Origin of the sequence: Pseudoalteromonas sp. S408 (assembly GCF_005886645.1) — a bacterium.
Lineage (GTDB): Bacteria > Pseudomonadota > Gammaproteobacteria > Enterobacterales > Alteromonadaceae > Pseudoalteromonas.
In genome coordinates, this window is the sequence record NZ_PNDY01000007.1 from 409,095 (window position 1) to 425,270 (window position 16,176).

Consider the following 16,176-nt stretch of genomic DNA (forward strand, 5'->3'; position numbering starts at 1 on the left):
TCACTTTTAACTAAATTAGCAGCCATATAAAATACTTTTAAACATACTTACAATAGTACAGAATTAATTTTGGTGTTCGTATTGGCCTCTGTATACCTCAAAAACTTTTAGGACTGTGAGTTGTTCTTTTGACAAATTATCGTACCAATCATCAAATAATTCGTCATTATCTTGCTCACTCAACGCCATATAGTGAGCCAGCAACTCAATAATATCGTTGTGGTTGCATGCAAGATGGTTAACTTGCTGTGCTAAGGCACTATGGTCGCGCTCTCTTAGGGTTTCCATTACCCCTTGATCTATTTGTTCTTGTTGTATCGCGTCGCTCATAAATTACCTCAGTATCTACTGTATATATTGTTTAACTATTTTTATTATATTATTTATAGTTATAACAGCCTAAAAATGAATAGCCAGTATTTTTGATCTAAGTGATTATTTTTTGATTTGTTTGTTTAAATAGTCAACAAATTTACTGTTTAAAGCAAGAAATCGCAGATATTACGAGTAATCACCAAACTAGAAACACAATAAGAAATGGCTATGGCGCGAGGATTTGTAATAAAGGCATTGGTAAATTTGCTAACTTTAGAACCAAAAGCGCAAGAGGTAAATTTTTAATAAAACAGGCAACACCTTAAGTGCTACCTGTTAACACTTTATTTTACTACGACAGAAAACTCAGGCGCGGCTTGAATTACTTTTTTTACCGTACATGTATTCACTGCTGCAATAAGTGCTTTTTTGTACTTTTGAGGAAAACCATCAGGTAAGTTAATTTCGATAGAAAATAGTTTTTTACCGTTCTCATCTACATTTTCATTATTTTGTGTAAGTGTCATTCCCTCTGTAGAAATATCACGTTGCTCACAAAATTTGCGGGCATAAAACCCGGCGCACAACACCATGCTTACTAAAAAATAATCAAATGGTTCTGGGTGCTCTGCACCACCACCGGCAGCAATACTTTGATCGCTAATTACTTCTAAATCACCAAATTTTGCGCTTTGCTTTTGGCCATCTAATAATGAAACTGAAATTTCCATAATTGTTCCTTACTTTCCAAACAATAATTCAAAAAAGCCGGGAGGCTCATGTAGTTTGTGATACTTTTTACGTAGATTATCAATACTTTTTAGTGGTACTTTCGCTGCTGCTAAGCCTTGTTCGTTTGCCACTTTTTTAGCAAGCTTTGCCTGAGAGAGCACTTTATCAAGACCTTGCACAGATTTTTCAGGTTCTTGATAAAACTTGGCTGTTTTACTTACTTCAACCAGGTTAATAAACTCGTCAATTGCTGCATTCAAATCTGTAAGCTGAGTAGCTTGCACTGCCTTTTTATATGCAAGACCCGTGTTTTTCATATTTAACTCTAGGTCTACAGGCTCGCTTGCATTACTTAATGTGCTCAATAATATAATAATAACGAAGTAACAATATTTCATGAAAAACCCTATATTTTTAAGTCTGTTAATTGTATCAAGTAAAGAGTTTAAAGTAACGAAGCAACAACGACTTAATACTGTAAAGGGGGTTTACATTTAATTAGTAAAAAATAAATTAGCACACTATCACAACAAATAAGCATCATTTAAGTCACTGGAGAATGAAATTTACTCAACCTGAAAATTTTTTTGAATAGCGCCGCTAAAACACATGGTCACCAAACAATCAAAAGCACACATTTATTTTACATTTAAGCTTATTTAGTAAGCTAAAACAGAAGCCATTACTAAAATTTACTCTCGCATCCACCAGCCGAAATAAACAACAAAAAGATCAAAAATACGACGTTAAATTTAATTTTACTCACCCAATGTAAATAGCATAACTAAAGAAGGTAAATAAAATAGTAAATAGCGATCTATTTATCAGCAAAACTTAAACAAAATTTACAAAATAAAACAACATAAACAAAATTAATCGAACAAACAAAGCCAACAATAGCAAGGCCTGCAGAGGGTTTATTCTTATTTATTAGCATGTAATAATCGATAATTCTTTAGCTAAATGTGATAACAACGTTGTCTGTTAATAGCAGCGTTGATAAACATTTTTAAAACAAAAACCCATCAGGGAACACATGAAACATTATTCTTTAATTTCTAACAGCATAAAATGTGCACTACTAACCGCTGCTGCAACAGCGAGTAGCACAGTATTCGCTCAAGAAGAGCAGATAGCAAAAAAAATAGAGCGTGTTGAAGTAACAGGCTCTCGCATATTACGTGAAGGTGCTATTGCACCGGCTCCCGTAACAGTAATTACTGGCGATCAACTAGTAAATAGTGGCGCCGTTAATATTGGTGAAGCATTAAACAACCTCCCTGCACTGGGTAGTACTTACTCAATGGCTAATTCTGGTCGCTTTATAGGTACTGCAGGTTTAAACATTCTTGATTTACGTAATATGGGAACAGACCGTACACTTGTACTTGTAAACGGTAAGCGCCACGTATCAAGTTCTGCGGGTTCACAATCTGTTGATACCAATACAATACCAAGTGTATGGATTGAGCGCGTTGAAATTATTACTGGTGGCGCATCTGCCGTATATGGTGCTGATGCTGTAACGGGTGTAGTAAACTTTATATTAAAAGATAATATTGAAGGCCTAGATGTAAGCCTGACCCGTGGCTTTGCCGATCTAAATAGCTATAACAACAAAAAAGCGACTTTTTCATATGGTTCAAACTTTAATGATGACCGAGGGAATGCCGCTTTTGCAGTAGAGTACTCTTCACAAGAGTCGTTAAATGCTTTAGACCACCCATGGACAAGCACATCGTTCAGTAGCTTACGTAATCAGGCTCAAACCGATGAAAACAAAGACAGCGCAGATTTCCCTGACAAAATACTTACACCTAATGCCGGTTACTACGCGATTAACAACGCGGGTGTTTATGCATTAGAAAACGGTTACACGAATAGCTTTAACCCTGATAGCACAGCACGCGATCTATACATTGGCGACAATGTTGACGGCCTGTCATGTGCTAACTGTGACTTTTTTAACCTAGGTCAGTTTGAAGAAATTCAACCAGAATTTGAACGTTACAACGTAAACTTTAAAGTTAATTACGATGTGACTGATGATTTAAATGCATACTTCGACGCTAAATACGTAAATAGCCAAGGCGAGAGCATAGGCCAACCTGCGTTTTTCTTTTTTGATAGCGACAATAGCATTAAGCTAGATAACCCGTATCTAGACCCAAGTATCAAAGCCCGTATGCAAGAAGAAGGTGTTGAGTCAATCATGGTAAATCGTATGATGACTGACTTAGGCCGACGCATTGAAAACAACACACGTGAAACAACACGTTTTGTCACAGGCTTACAAGGTACTGTATTTGAAGATTGGGAACTAGACACGTCAATCGTATACGGTAAAACAGAATTAGAGCGCGAAAACGGCGCTAACATGATTTTAGCTAACTACTTTAATGCGCTTGATGCCGTTGAAGATACAAATGGTAATATTGTGTGTCGTAGCGCAGAGGCGCAAGCTGATGGCTGTGTACCTGTTAATATTATGGGATTTGGCGCACCAAGCCAACAAGCCATTGATTACATAAACACAGTGTCTATTGGCGACTCTACCATTGAGCAAACTGTTGTTTCAGCTTCGCTTGCAAACGGCGCTATTTTTGAGCTACCAGCCGGTTATGTGGGTATTGCTTTTGGTGCAGAGTATCGCAAAGAAGAAAGCGAAACGAACGAGCCTGATAACGCAGAAGGTACGTTTTTTAATGCGCTTGGCGAAGATAAAGGCTCATTTAATGTACGCGAAGTGTTTTTTGAAGCTTCAATGCCTATCTTAACTGACTTACCGCTTATTCAAGACTTAGTTTTTGATACCGCAGTACGCCACGCAGATTACAGCACCATTGGCGATGCAACCAGCTGGAAGCTTGGTTTAGATTGGACTGTAAACGATGAGTTACGCGTGCGTGTAACGCAATCTGCTGCCCTTAGAGCACCGAATATTGGTGAAGTGTTTGGCGCACCTAGCCAGACTTTCTACACAGTTGACGACCCATGTCGTGCAGAAAACCTAAACGACTTGTCAAACAGCTCTACCCGTCGTGCTAATTGTGCTGCATTAGGTGTAGCAAATGATTTTAACTCAGACTACGATTCAGCGTCTTTAAATGGCTTAACGAGCGGTAACCGTGACGTAAAAGGTGAAGAGTCAACAAGTACAACGGTAGGTATTGTTTACCAACCAGAGTTTATTGAAAACGCAGTATTAACTATCGATTACTGGGAAATTGAACTTGAAGACGCCATTGATACAATCAGCGCGCAAGATATTCTTGACCGCTGTGTAGACAGTACTACAGGCATCAATAACCAGTACTGTAATTTAATTACGCGCGATACAAACAGCGAGATTTCATTAATCCAAAACTCTGTATTAAACGTGGCGGGTCAAAAAGCGTCTGGTGTTGATTTTGAATTAGGTTACGATTTTGATGCCCTTGAAGGGAGTTTTAAAACGCGTTTAATTGGTACTTACTTAATTGAACGTAAAGACTACCCATTCCAAGATGATCCAAGCAACTTTATTGAAGCAGCAGGTACATCTGGCGAAGCTAAATGGCAAGCCAACTTATCTGTAAGCTACTCAATTGACCGCTTTTTCAGTACCGTTGAAACACGCTTTATTGACGAGGTCGACCTTTACACAAACGTTGAACTTGCTCAAAACTCAAACCCTAATAGCAACATGAACTACGGTAAATACTTTATCACCGATATGACGGTAGGTTACAGCTTTGATAGTGGTGTTGGCGTTAAAGTAGGTGTAGATAACCTATTTAACCGTGAACTACCATACGGTACACGTGGTACAGGTGCAGGCAGTGCAAGCTACGATAACATTGGCCGCTTTGGTTATGTAAGCTTTTCTTACAAGCTTTAATTTAAAGTGAATAATAGGCCAGGCAACGCTTGCCCGGCCTATTTGTTATTTTATATTACTTAGCCAAACACATTGATACGGTTCAAGCTCAATAGTTAACTGCCCTTCCTCTATTGTTTTTCCCGACACTAAGTCAAACCACTGCTGAGTATTAATTAAATTTAAGTCAGCCAATAAAAGCGTTTGCGGTTTATCGCTAATATTAAATACACAAAAAATACTTTGTCTGCGGTCTATACTCTGGCGCCAAAAGCCAAATAATCCTCCAGAAAGATGCAACGTAAACTGAGTGGCATTAGGGTGAAAGGCACTTTGTTTTTTTCGTACACCTAACAAGTTTTTAATTCCGGAAAACACTTTGTGGTGGTGGCTGTATTTTTCGCCAATTGCGGCTAATAGTTTTGACTCTTGCCAACGGTGGCGGTTGATTGCCCTATTGTGTTGCGAGTTTTCAAAACGTTCATAATCATTGGTTGTGGCAAGTAAACTATGAATGTATAAGCCCGGTATTCCCTCAAGCGCAAACATAATCGCATGTGAGCACATAAAACGCTCAAAGCCAAACTTATCTGGGCCATTGTGCGTCCCCTGCATTGCATCAAATAATGCAATATTTAACTCATACGGTGTATGAGTACCATCGTTACTGGTTCGCATTGAAACCCGACCACCAAACTGCATAGTCGTACTTACCAATGATGCCACCTCTGTTGGCTGCAACAATCCTTCAATTGGCCTAAGCCCTATACCATCATGCGATGCAATAAAGTTAAAGTATGCGGTACCGTTTTGAGCCGGTGGCATACTCATCATCCAATGCTTAAGTGCCGTACTATCGCCACTTAATAAGGTGTGCAGCAGTAACGGAGGTAAAGCAAAGTTATAAATGGCATGCGCTTCATTGGCATTACCAAAGTAAGAGAGGTTCTCTTGGTTTGGTATATTGGTTTCAGTAATTATTACTACACTAGGTTCGGTGTGCTCTATAAGCGTGCGCATTAGCCTGACAGCTTCATGGGTTTGAGGCAGGTTAATACAACTTGTATTAAGTTGTTTCCATAAAAATGCCACAGCATCGAGCCTAAAAAGCCGCACGCCATTATCTAAATAATGACGGATAATACCTACAAACTCTTTTAACACCTCAGGGTTAGCAAAATCAAAATCAACCTGATCATGGCTAAATGTGCACCATACATGCTTTTCACCACTAGGTGTTGTGACAGTATTGAGTAAAGACGACGTGCGTGGACGAACAACTTGGCTTAAATCGTCGCTTAAGCTTGCCGTTTTAAAGTAATCTTTGCCGGGGTGTAAATCGTTTAAAAAGTTTTCAAACCACACACTTCGGCTCGAGCAATGGTTAATAACTAAATCAGCCATTAGCTTTACATCTTTAGCAATGCTTTTGATATCTTCCCAATCGCCTAACGACTCATTTACTTGCACGTAGTTCATTACCGCAAAGCCTTCGTCTGAGCTATACGGATAAAAAGGTAAAATATGCAGAGCGTTAATTTGCATATCGCACTGCTCTTTTATAAATCGGTGCAATGTTTTAAGCGGCGCTTCAATTGGATTTGACACTGCAAACTCAGCGTCATCGTGTTTGATAATCGAATCACCATACGCAATAAGTACAATATCTTGCTCATCCCACCGGTTTGTGTGGGGTGTTGGGTCGCGAAGAGGACTGTCACCTAAAATAATTTTTATCAGTTGCTGTGCAAACTCTGGTATAGACAAAGGCAGCTCAACATCTTGATAAATAATGTGTAGATGCTGCTCTACTCGCTGTAAAAATAATTCATTCACTGTACTCACACGCGACTCCTTTAACCGTTTATTATTTCAACTTAGCTATATTCTTCGTTATCGAGTTCTACCGCTTCTTTTAAACGTTCAAATACATCTGGCATAGCCGACACGACACGGTTCCAACTTGGCACAAATGGCGCTTCCATTGGATTATCTAAAAAGTGTTGGCCTGCTTCCATAATGTTTTGTGCAAACATTTCAACAGCTTTTTCTTCTTGGTGAACATCCAGTGTTAAACCATTCATAAGCGCATCGTTGTGGTAAGTTTCTATAAAATCTAAGCCAATGCGGTAGTACGTTGCTTTTAATGAACGAATTGTCTCGCTGGTAAACGTTACACCTTGCGTAGCGAGCTTTCTAAATAATGCTTTAGTAATATCAATCGACATTTTAGACAAGCCAGCGCTTTGGTCGTCAAGCGACAACGCCTGGTGCTTATGATCGTAATTGTCGGCAATATCTACTTGGCACAAACGGTTATGCGAATAGTTTCGATACATTTCACTCAATACGCCTATTTCAAGACCCCAGTCACTTGGTATACGAATATCGTTTAATACATCACGCCTAAACGAAAACTCACCCGCTAATGGGTACCTAAACGAATCCATATATTCAAGGTAGTCTGTATTACCTAAAATTGTTTTAAACGAACGTAACAAAGGCGTCACTAATAAACGCGATACACGGCCATTAATTTTGCCGTTGGCTGTACGCGGGTAAAACCCTTTACAAAACTCGTAGTTAAAGCGCGGGTGTGCAACCGGATAAATAAGACGCGCAAGTAAGCTTCTGTCGTAGGTTAAAATATCGCAGTCATGAAGTGCAATAGACTCAACCTCAGCGGTTGCGAGCTTATAGCCCATGCAATACCAAACGTTACGCCCTTTACCGAGTTCACGTGGAGCAACGCCTAATTCTTGAAGCTCTTTGTCAAGTGCTTGCAAGCGCGGGCCATCGTTCCATAACACTTTATGATTTTGGTTCAGCTCTTTAAAAAAGCCGAGTGCGTGGCGGTACTGTTGCTCATCGGCCCGATCTAAACCAATTGTTATTTGTGATAAGTACGGCACTTCTCTTAATTCTTTTATTATATTTTGAAGTGCGGGGCCTTCCAATTCGCTAAATAAAGAAGGAAGTATTAATCCCATAGGGCGCTGTTTACTAAAGCCTACTAGCTCTTCTTCCAGCGCTTCAATGGGTCTGTCTGCAATGTTATGCAAAGTCGTAATAATGCCATTTTGATAAAAATCAGCCATGTGATTTTTGCTCCTCAATAGTATTTAAAATGCTGCTAATGCTTGGCAGTATCGTTATTTCTTCAATCCAGCCTTGCGGCGCGGGCGATTGAGAATAACGTGCCTTGTTATGTGATAATTTAACCGGCTTTTTACTGCTTGGGTTATTGATGATGATGGCGATATCAGCGTGTTCTAACATTTGCTTATCGTTGTCACTATCACCGAGTGCAATTACTGTGAGAGGCTTTCTAAAATGTTGGGTAAATTGTTTAACTAACCACTGCTGAGCAGCGCTTTTATCTGTATTTTTAGCAATATGAATAAATCGGCCCCCTATTTTTATGTCGTAGCCTAATGTCGTTACATCACTTACAAAAGTGTTCAGCAACTCATCACTACCATACCAATATAAAGGGTCTGAATAATCACGGGTTTGAGCTCGCCTAGCCTGCGCGTTGTTTAAACCTGTAAGCTCACTTATCTGCTCACTACTTAGCTCACTAAATAGTTTATAATGTGCTTTGTATTGCGCATCTAATGTGTCTAAATCACTCAACAAGCTTGATAATGGCGACGCTAACGCGTAACACCAATAACCACCGACTTCTTTGCAACCTATAGGCTTGAGCTCAAAGTAGCTTTGCGGAATAAATACCGCGGCGCCATTTTCGACAATAAAAGGCTGCTGAATATTTAACTCATTTTTTATTTCAACCACTTCGCAAAATGTTTTGCTGGTGTTAAATACCACGGGAATGTGTGCACTTTGTAACTGCTGAAGTAATTCGCTCACATTACTTGTGTTGTAATCGGTATGATCCAGTAAAGTACCGTCTAAATCAGTAAAAATAATAGGCTGTAACGTATCGTCACTTGTCAGGTGCATGCTTGCTATGTCGCGATTGCTGTCAAGTTCAATCAATGAGTTTGCTTTGCGACTCAATGTGTTTAAGTTTTCACGAGTTATGCGCTCAAAGTGAGAAATAAAATAAACTAACTGTTCATCGGTCATGGTGCCAGCACCAACACCATTTTTGGCTATTAGCTTTTGTTCTTGCTCTTTTCGCCACGTAAAAACATCAGAAAAGCTAGGTGCTTTTAGCATGACTTTGTAATCTATTTTATTAAAAATAGATTTATATTCGTTTGCTAAGCAGCTATTTATACACCGACGCCACACACCTTCTTTGTCGTTTAATTGCTCTAATTCATTAAGTGGCTCACTGAGAGAAAATAGCGGCTGAGGCTCGCTACCTACGCACCACCCTTCTAAAATCACAATATCAATAGGGGCCGTGGTTGCTACCCAATCTTGCTTTGCAACACAGTCATCTTGATGTTTATTAAAACGCGGTAATGCAACCCCTACCTCACCAGCTAATAGCTTAGTTATTGTTGTGTTCATTAGCTCGGTGTCGTGCGTGCCCGGTACACCACGTGTTACAAACAAAGGATGCACATCTTCGGCTAGTTGTTTGCGGCTTTCTTTACCTAGGTAAAAGTCGTCAATCGATAACGCAATCGTGTTTAATGAGGTGTTGTTACTAAACCAAGTAACTAAAAAGTCAGCTAAGGTTGTTTTGCCTGAGCCTTGACAACCATTAATGCCAACAAAAAGAGGAGTTGATGATTTTTTTGATTCGAGAATATCATGTGCAAGGGGTACAAAGTACTGCTCACTTAAATATTGGTACTTTAAAGGCAGTTGATGCTTTGCTAAAAACGGGGTTATATCCACAATATTGGCCTCTGACATAGTAACTCCTTAAATACATAGTGTTCAGAGTACTAAATGCAGGGACTAGACCAACATTATTTTTATAACCTTTTTAATAGGTTATAAAAAAGGCACGTTTTAAACGCGCCAATTTGGTGCAAATATTTTAACTAATGTGCAAAGTTATGCAGCGTTTTGCTCTACTTTGGGGAGTACTAAATTAAGCACTATACCTAAAACGGCACACAAGCTAACCCCCTCTAAACTAAATTGACTGCTACCTATGTGCATACCACCTATGCCACATACTAAAATAAGGGCAACAATAGTTAAGTTACGAGGGGCTGTTAAATCATCGCCCGACTTAACCAAGGTGTTTAATCCAACGACCGCAATCGAGCCAAATAACAAAATCATAATTCCTCCCATAACTGGCACCGGTATGGTTTGTAATCCGGCTCCCATTTTTGCAATAAACGCCAGAGCAATCGCAATAATAGCGGTCCACATCATTACTTTGGGATTAAAGTTTTTAGTCAGCATGACCGCACCAGTCACCTCTGAATAAGTGGTGTTTGGCGGGCCTCCAAACAACGACGCTACAGACGTTGCTAACCCATCACCAAACAAAGTACGGTGCAAACCTGGCTTTTTTAAAAAGTCTTTTTTAGTCACTTGGCTTATCGCCATCATATCGCCAATGTGCTCAATAGCTGGCGCAATAGCCACCGGCACCATAAACAAAATAGCCTGCCATTTAAACTCAGGTAAAGTAAAGTTAGGTACAGCAAACCAGTGTGCATTGGTTACAGCTTCAAACTGCACTACACCCAGCATAAGCGATAGTCCATAACCAGATATTACGCCTGCTAATATGGGAATTAATTTAAATACACCTTTGCCCCACACTGCAAAAATAAGCGTAACTACAAGTGAAAACATGGAAATTAAAATAGCACTGTTGTAATCAATTAACTGAACACTGCCATCACCTGTTTTACCCATCGCCATATTAACCGCAACAGGCGCAAGCGCTAAACCTATCACCATAATAACGGGGCCAACAACAACCGGAGGTAAAATTTTGTGAAGTGTAGCGACACCTTTAAATTTAACGAGTAAACTTAATAACATATAAGCTACGCCGGCGGCCATTAACCCGCCCATCGTAGCGGGTACGCCCCACATTTGTACCCCAGCAATAATGGGTGCTATAAACGCAAACGAGGAGGCTAAAAATATAGGCACCTGCCCTTTAGTCACCAATTGAAATAGTAATGTGCCTACACCGGCCGTAAAAAGTGCAACACTTGGATCGAGCCCTGTTAATAGCGGTACCAATACCAACGCACCAAATGCAACAAATAGCATTTGTGCGCCAGTTAAAATTGTTTTAATTGAAAACGTTGCGTTACCTTTCACTATACACTCCTAAATTTAATTATTGCTTTTTGCCGTTATAAAGTTAGTAAACAAACACGAAAAAGGCCTTCCTCAGAAAGCCTCTTTTATAATTGCGTTGCCTATAACACAAAAACGATTAACGCTTATCAATAGCGACTATACCGTGCCAAATATTTTATCACCTGCGTCACCTAAACCAGGCACTATATAACCTTTTTCATTTAAATGGCTGTCTACCGCTGCGGTAAATATTTCTACATCAGGGTGAGCTGCTAAGGTTTTTTCTACCCCTTCAGGGGCTGCAACTAATACAATCACTTTAATTTCTTTACAGCCTGCTTTTTTTAACATGTCGATTGTGGCAATCATCGAGCCACCCGTTGCAAGCATAGGATCAATAACTAAGCTAAGGCGCTGTTCAATATTCTCTACCAGCTTCTCAAAATAAGGAATTGGCTCAAGCGTTTCTTCGTTGCGTTGAAGGCCAACTACACTCACTTTAGCCGCAGGCAACAACTGCATAACACCATCCATCATACCTAAACCTGCACGTAAGATAGGAACCACCGTAATTTTTTTGCCTTTAATATGTTGTACGTTAAGTTTGTTACCGTCCCAACTGGTTATTTCATTGTCTTCAAGGGGAATATTTTTCGTTGCTTCGTACGTTAATAATGTGCCAACTTCTGAGCACAGCTCACGAAAGCTTTTAGTGCTAATGCCGAAAGCACGCATTAAACCTAATTTATGTTGAACAAGTGGATGAGTAATAACGTGAATAGCCATGATGAAAACCTACTTAGACAATAATTAGCGATATTTTATATTAAAAATGACCATTTGACCTGTAGTTTTAAAGCAATTCTCATACATTGTGCGCAAATATATGTGTTTGTTTGATATTTATGCACAACACAATACTTAAAATTTAGTTGTTTGTTTTAAACCAACGAACAACTTGCTCATGCATATAACTATTTATTTTATAATGCTCTGGACTCCACCCTGCTAAAAAACGATAAAAATCAGCCCATGCGGCAGACCACAACGCTTTCCATTCATTTGTTACTGCGTGAACAGCTATATCTGGTTGATGAAGAGCTAGCGCATGCTCTAGCTCATCGAAATAATATGCAAGTTCGTTTTCTGCATGAGCATATAGCTCTTCACAGCTAAAGCAGCTCGTCATAAAGTACATAACATCGACTATACCAACGCCAGCACCTGTGTACTGAAAGTCGTATCCACGTATCTCATTATTTGAATTAACAGCAAAGTTTGCCAGTTTAGCATCGCCATGGATTAACGTTTTATACTTAGCGTGTTTTAGCTGATAAGCTAATTTTTTAGCAACTACTTTTATATCAAACTCGTTATTAGTGTTTGACATAAGCGCGTTAAATTCATCTGGCCGAGTATTTAAATGCCAATAACAACCCTGCCCCCATAATTCATCATGCTGCTTATTCAAATTAAACGCATGGAAGTGAGCAAGCCACTTTAATATTGGCTTTATATGCAATGAGATGGCTTGAGTAAACCCAAACTGAGTAAAATTTTTAAATATCAGCGCATACTCATCGCCAAAATTAATAGCATTCACACATGCAATACTCTTTGCTGTTTTAGGTAAATGATGGCTATAAAGCTTATAAAAATGATACTCAACATGGTAAGACTGCTGCTTTCTTTTTAGTGCAAACTTACTTTGTTTTATTTTAGGGTGGTTTATGTGATTGGGTATTTTAATCGCCTTAATAACACAAGGTACATTATCAAGCCTGCACTCAACAATACTGCCACACCCGCTCCACAGCGAAGTAAGTGTTTCACCTATTTCAATATGTTTAAAGTGAGGCTGTAATAAAGGGAAGTAAAATGTCATAGCTGTATTAGGTTATTAATTTTTTTTGTAGTTTAACATTAGACGATATTATTGGTGAAAGTACTTAATAAAAACCATGCAGTTTAATGGGTTCATTGCTTTCTTTTTCAAATGACACCTATCTTAGTTTTTTTGCTGTATTTCTCGTTGTCGCATATACATAGCGTCTATGGTCAAAAAGAGGGCTTTAACATCAACGGTGCTTCCTTGAGATTTAATGCCTCCATCTTTTCCTATTAAAGTAACGGTATTTTTTTTGAGTCGGTACTGCTGTTTAATATTCGACATAAATGACTCGGATAATTGGCCAGAGTAGTTAGTTAAAGCCTCGCTGTCTTTTAAAATAAACCATACTATATGCCGGTCAACAATGCCCTCTGAGTGATTTTTCATAAGGCTTAATACGTAATCTGGATCTGTTGGTTGATTTACGATGATCAGCCGGTTTTCCCACCGTAAACTGGAAAAATCATTCAATAGAGCACTTTCACTGGCGTTTGAAAACAAGCCAAGTGCAAGTAAAAAAGGTATCTGAGTTGTCTCATAGCATAACCTAAAATTAGAATTTAATTATTAAATACGCTCTGTTTAACCTTGTAGTTTTGCTTATTGTATTTTTTAGCGTTTATAACTGTAAAATATTTGTGTGGTTGAGATTGTTGTTTTAACCCGCTTAAAATGCAAGATTTAGGATGGGTGATATGTTGATTTTTACCATCGTCACTTGTTAGTTTTCAATGCCTGCCAACAAACGCCATAATCCAATCATGTTCTTCATCACTTGTTGTTTCAGTATTAAAGAACTCTGATATTTCAGCTTTCATTGCATGCAACTCGTTTACTCCCTCTTCTGGAGTTGATAAATAAGTTGTATGAAAGAAGCACCCGTATACTCCACTTGTTATTGAGTATGGTGCAATATCACCACCTTTTTCCAAAGTTAGACGAGCACCTTTGGAATGCTCCTCGTCCTTAATTATTTCACCACTTTCAGAACCTATTGTTCCAATGGTTTCTCCATTATCAGTTTGATTCCACATAGCTTAACTTTTGAAAACTAACGCCGCAAATAAACGGCAAAAAATAGTTGGCTATAATTTGAGAGGCACGAACAAAGCCAACTGTTTTTTGTCCGTACTTTTTAATTTGCTTTGTTAGGTGCGTAAGAATCCAAATACTCACCTACTCGACCACCAAATAGCGAAGGTGATGTATTATGTATTTTACGTTTAGCATATGAGCAAGACTCTTTAACTCTGATGCTGCTCTCAGATTGCCATAATGCCGCGTCTGTATTTTTTACTATTTCTTTTAATGGTTGCTTGCTGATGATAACTGCTTTATCGATGAGCTGTTTGTTACTTAAGTACCACTCATTTATTTCTTCTTGGGTTGCACTATCACAGTATTTTTTTAAAGATAATATGTAGCTAAAAACCTGACGAGCTCTAAATGCAGCATCTTCATATGAACAAACACTATCTCGTCTTTGCTTGCCCTCTGGGACTGGTTCACAAGGTTCCACAGCAGAGACTCTAAATGAAAAAAGCAGAAGCAAAGTTAGTAATACGATCTTCATTGGCACCTAACGAGCCTGTAGATTAACTCATTTTAAATTTATTTTTATTGATGAATCAACCATAGCCGAGTTCCTATTTTGGTTCAATTAATAATAAACAAGACAGCTAATAATAAACAAAAATAAACAAGACAGCCACTTTAATTGAGTAAATAAAACGGTGCGACTAAGTTTACTCTTTTTGGCTAAAAACTTATCTCTTTTTACATCATCACCCGCACATAGTTCGTTAAGTGAGCGCTTATCACTGTTAAACCTAAATTACACGCATGAAAATAACTGCATGATTGCAGTTTTAATTCTTTATTGAAGACTTTAAACTTTATGCCAGTAGCTTTTCGCAGTTACCTATATTTGCTCGCCTTTTTCTATGTAGATTTTCACAGTAACTTTCTTGTGAGGTTGCCCTGCCTACTGCGCCGTGAAATACGTGCGTAAATTGCGTGGTCAGTTTTAACCAGTTTTCTGGGGAGATATTTACTCTTTCTAGTAAGGGCAAATGTGTGCTTTCAATATACCCGCGTTTACCTTCTCGTATACAACGTCCTGTTAATTCAACCAGTTCAAGGTAGCTTTTAAGTTCAAACGGTAACCCTTTTGGCATGATTTGACGTGGTATTCCGGCAAAACGTAATAGTTTTTTTGGTTGTTTGCCTTCTGTTGCACTTTCTAATCGTGTTTGCACACTCGTATGTGATGACTCTTCTGGCGTGTTTGCCATTTTGGCCCTAATTGGGTTTAAATCAACGTATGCCATACAGGCTGCCAATGCTGCTTCATCAAGTAGCGCTTGTGACTTGAAGCGGCCTTCCCAGAATCGCCCTGTGCAGTTATCTTCTTTATTCGCTTTACGCGCAATATCTTCATTTAATAACCGCATAAACCAACTGATACTTGCTAGCCGTTCACGGTATTGTTTTACTGTTTGATTAAAAAAGATAAGCTCAGCTTTACTTAACTTCTCACCTTGTATGTATTTTTGCGTAAGTGCGGTGCCTTTACATAGCTTGTGCCAACGAATAACAATTGCTTTATCATTTAGCCGATCCGCTTTTTTATCATCTACATACAGGACTAAGTGGGTGTGGTTACTCATGACTGCATAAGCACATACATCAATACAAAATACCTTTGCTAATTCAAGCAGCTTATCTTCAACCCACCCTCTGCGATGCTCAAAAGATTGACCTGTAAAACGATCTTCACCGCACAAGAAAGCACGTCGAACACAACGTGAAATACAGTGATAATACTTTGTATCAACCAAACTTACTTGACGCTTTCTTGCAATTGCCATGTGACACCCTGATTATATTTTGCACTAATTGAAAGTTAGTAAAAAAAACGAAAAATACAAACTTTAGGATGGGTGTCATCTTTGTTTTTCAATCTTTGTTTTTGTAAGGATGGGTGTCATCTTTGTTTTTTTTTCGCTTGATGAGCGATTTACTCTCGAGAAGACGCCAGTTAATGGATATGCAAACGATGGAGAAAAATCGCTCTCAAATAATGCCAAAAACACTATCGTCACTCATAAAACCTATCCTAACGGCATTAAAAAATCAGATTGAAAAAGTCGATTTCAAACTTCAAAAACTGGTTAGT

14 protein-coding genes and 1 pseudogene are annotated in these 16,176 nt (G+C 38.7%); 2 read left to right on the top strand and 13 right to left on the bottom strand.

Features of this window, described 5'->3' with window-relative positions:
* Positions 1-63: 63 nt before the first annotated feature.
* The 3 genes from CWB62_RS08270 to CWB62_RS08280 all read right to left on the bottom strand — a co-directional run bounded on the left by CWB62_RS08270 (position 64) and on the right by CWB62_RS08280 (position 1,445).
* Positions 64-330 carry a hypothetical protein gene (locus CWB62_RS08270; protein WP_058552375.1) on the bottom strand — a complete coding sequence of 89 codons (267 nt, stop codon included), beginning with the start codon at positions 328-330 and terminating at the stop codon, positions 64-66.
* A 329-nt stretch (positions 331-659) separates the two neighbouring features.
* Positions 660-1,046: an OsmC family protein gene (locus CWB62_RS08275; protein WP_058552376.1), complete on the bottom strand. Its 387-nt coding sequence runs from the start codon at positions 1,044-1,046 to the stop codon at positions 660-662.
* 9 nt (positions 1,047-1,055) lie between these two features.
* Positions 1,056-1,445, bottom strand: coding sequence for a cytochrome b562 (locus CWB62_RS08280; RefSeq protein WP_138529042.1), 390 nt, complete (start codon positions 1,443-1,445; stop codon positions 1,056-1,058).
* 638 nt (positions 1,446-2,083) lie between these two features.
* Here CWB62_RS08280 and CWB62_RS08285 point away from each other — a divergent pair.
* A complete protein-coding gene (locus CWB62_RS08285; RefSeq protein WP_138529044.1) occupies positions 2,084-4,927 on the top strand; it encodes a TonB-dependent receptor domain-containing protein in 2,844 nt (947 codons plus the stop codon).
* Positions 4,928-4,972: 45 nt separating this feature from the next.
* Here CWB62_RS08285 and CWB62_RS08290 read toward each other — a convergent pair whose 3' ends face one another.
* The 10 genes from CWB62_RS08290 to CWB62_RS08335 form a co-directional block, all read right to left on the bottom strand.
* Complete coding sequence (locus CWB62_RS08290; RefSeq protein WP_138529046.1) at positions 4,973-6,751, bottom strand: sugar phosphorylase; 1,779 nt, start codon at positions 6,749-6,751, stop codon at positions 4,973-4,975.
* Between the two features lie 32 nt (positions 6,752-6,783).
* Positions 6,784-8,004 carry a glycosyltransferase family protein gene (locus CWB62_RS08295; protein ID WP_138529048.1) on the bottom strand — a complete coding sequence of 407 codons (1,221 nt, stop codon included), beginning with the start codon at positions 8,002-8,004 and terminating at the stop codon, positions 6,784-6,786.
* Complete coding sequence (locus CWB62_RS08300) at positions 7,997-9,742, bottom strand: HAD-IIB family hydrolase (RefSeq protein WP_058404208.1); 1,746 nt, start codon at positions 9,740-9,742, stop codon at positions 7,997-7,999. The genes CWB62_RS08295 and CWB62_RS08300 overlap by 8 nt, the downstream gene beginning before the upstream one ends.
* Positions 9,743-9,886: 144 nt before the next feature.
* On the bottom strand, positions 9,887-11,125 hold the full coding sequence (locus tag CWB62_RS08305) for a uracil-xanthine permease family protein (RefSeq protein WP_138529050.1): 1,239 nt from the start codon (positions 11,123-11,125) through the stop codon (positions 9,887-9,889).
* A gap of 138 nt (positions 11,126-11,263) precedes the next feature.
* Complete coding sequence (upp, locus tag CWB62_RS08310) at positions 11,264-11,893, bottom strand: uracil phosphoribosyltransferase (protein ID WP_058404210.1); 630 nt, start codon at positions 11,891-11,893, stop codon at positions 11,264-11,266.
* Between the two features lie 142 nt (positions 11,894-12,035).
* On the bottom strand, positions 12,036-12,992 hold the full coding sequence (locus tag CWB62_RS08315) for a protein kinase family protein (RefSeq protein ID WP_138529052.1): 957 nt from the start codon (positions 12,990-12,992) through the stop codon (positions 12,036-12,038).
* A 123-nt stretch (positions 12,993-13,115) separates the two neighbouring features.
* Complete coding sequence (locus CWB62_RS08320) at positions 13,116-13,469, bottom strand: DUF4174 domain-containing protein (protein WP_249310730.1); 354 nt, start codon at positions 13,467-13,469, stop codon at positions 13,116-13,118.
* A 257-nt stretch (positions 13,470-13,726) separates the two neighbouring features.
* A complete protein-coding gene (locus tag CWB62_RS08325) occupies positions 13,727-14,032 on the bottom strand; it encodes a hypothetical protein (RefSeq protein WP_058404213.1) in 306 nt (101 codons plus the stop codon).
* 101 nt (positions 14,033-14,133) lie between these two features.
* Positions 14,134-14,571, bottom strand: coding sequence for a hypothetical protein (locus CWB62_RS08330; RefSeq protein ID WP_138529056.1), 438 nt, complete (start codon positions 14,569-14,571; stop codon positions 14,134-14,136).
* 322 nt (positions 14,572-14,893) lie between these two features.
* Positions 14,894-15,868, bottom strand: coding sequence for a transposase (locus CWB62_RS08335; RefSeq protein WP_138529058.1), 975 nt, complete (start codon positions 15,866-15,868; stop codon positions 14,894-14,896).
* Positions 15,869-16,002: 134 nt separating this feature from the next.
* Here CWB62_RS08335 and CWB62_RS08340 point away from each other — a divergent pair.
* Positions 16,003-16,176: pseudogene (locus CWB62_RS08340) on the top strand (IS110 family transposase); the annotation flags it as partial.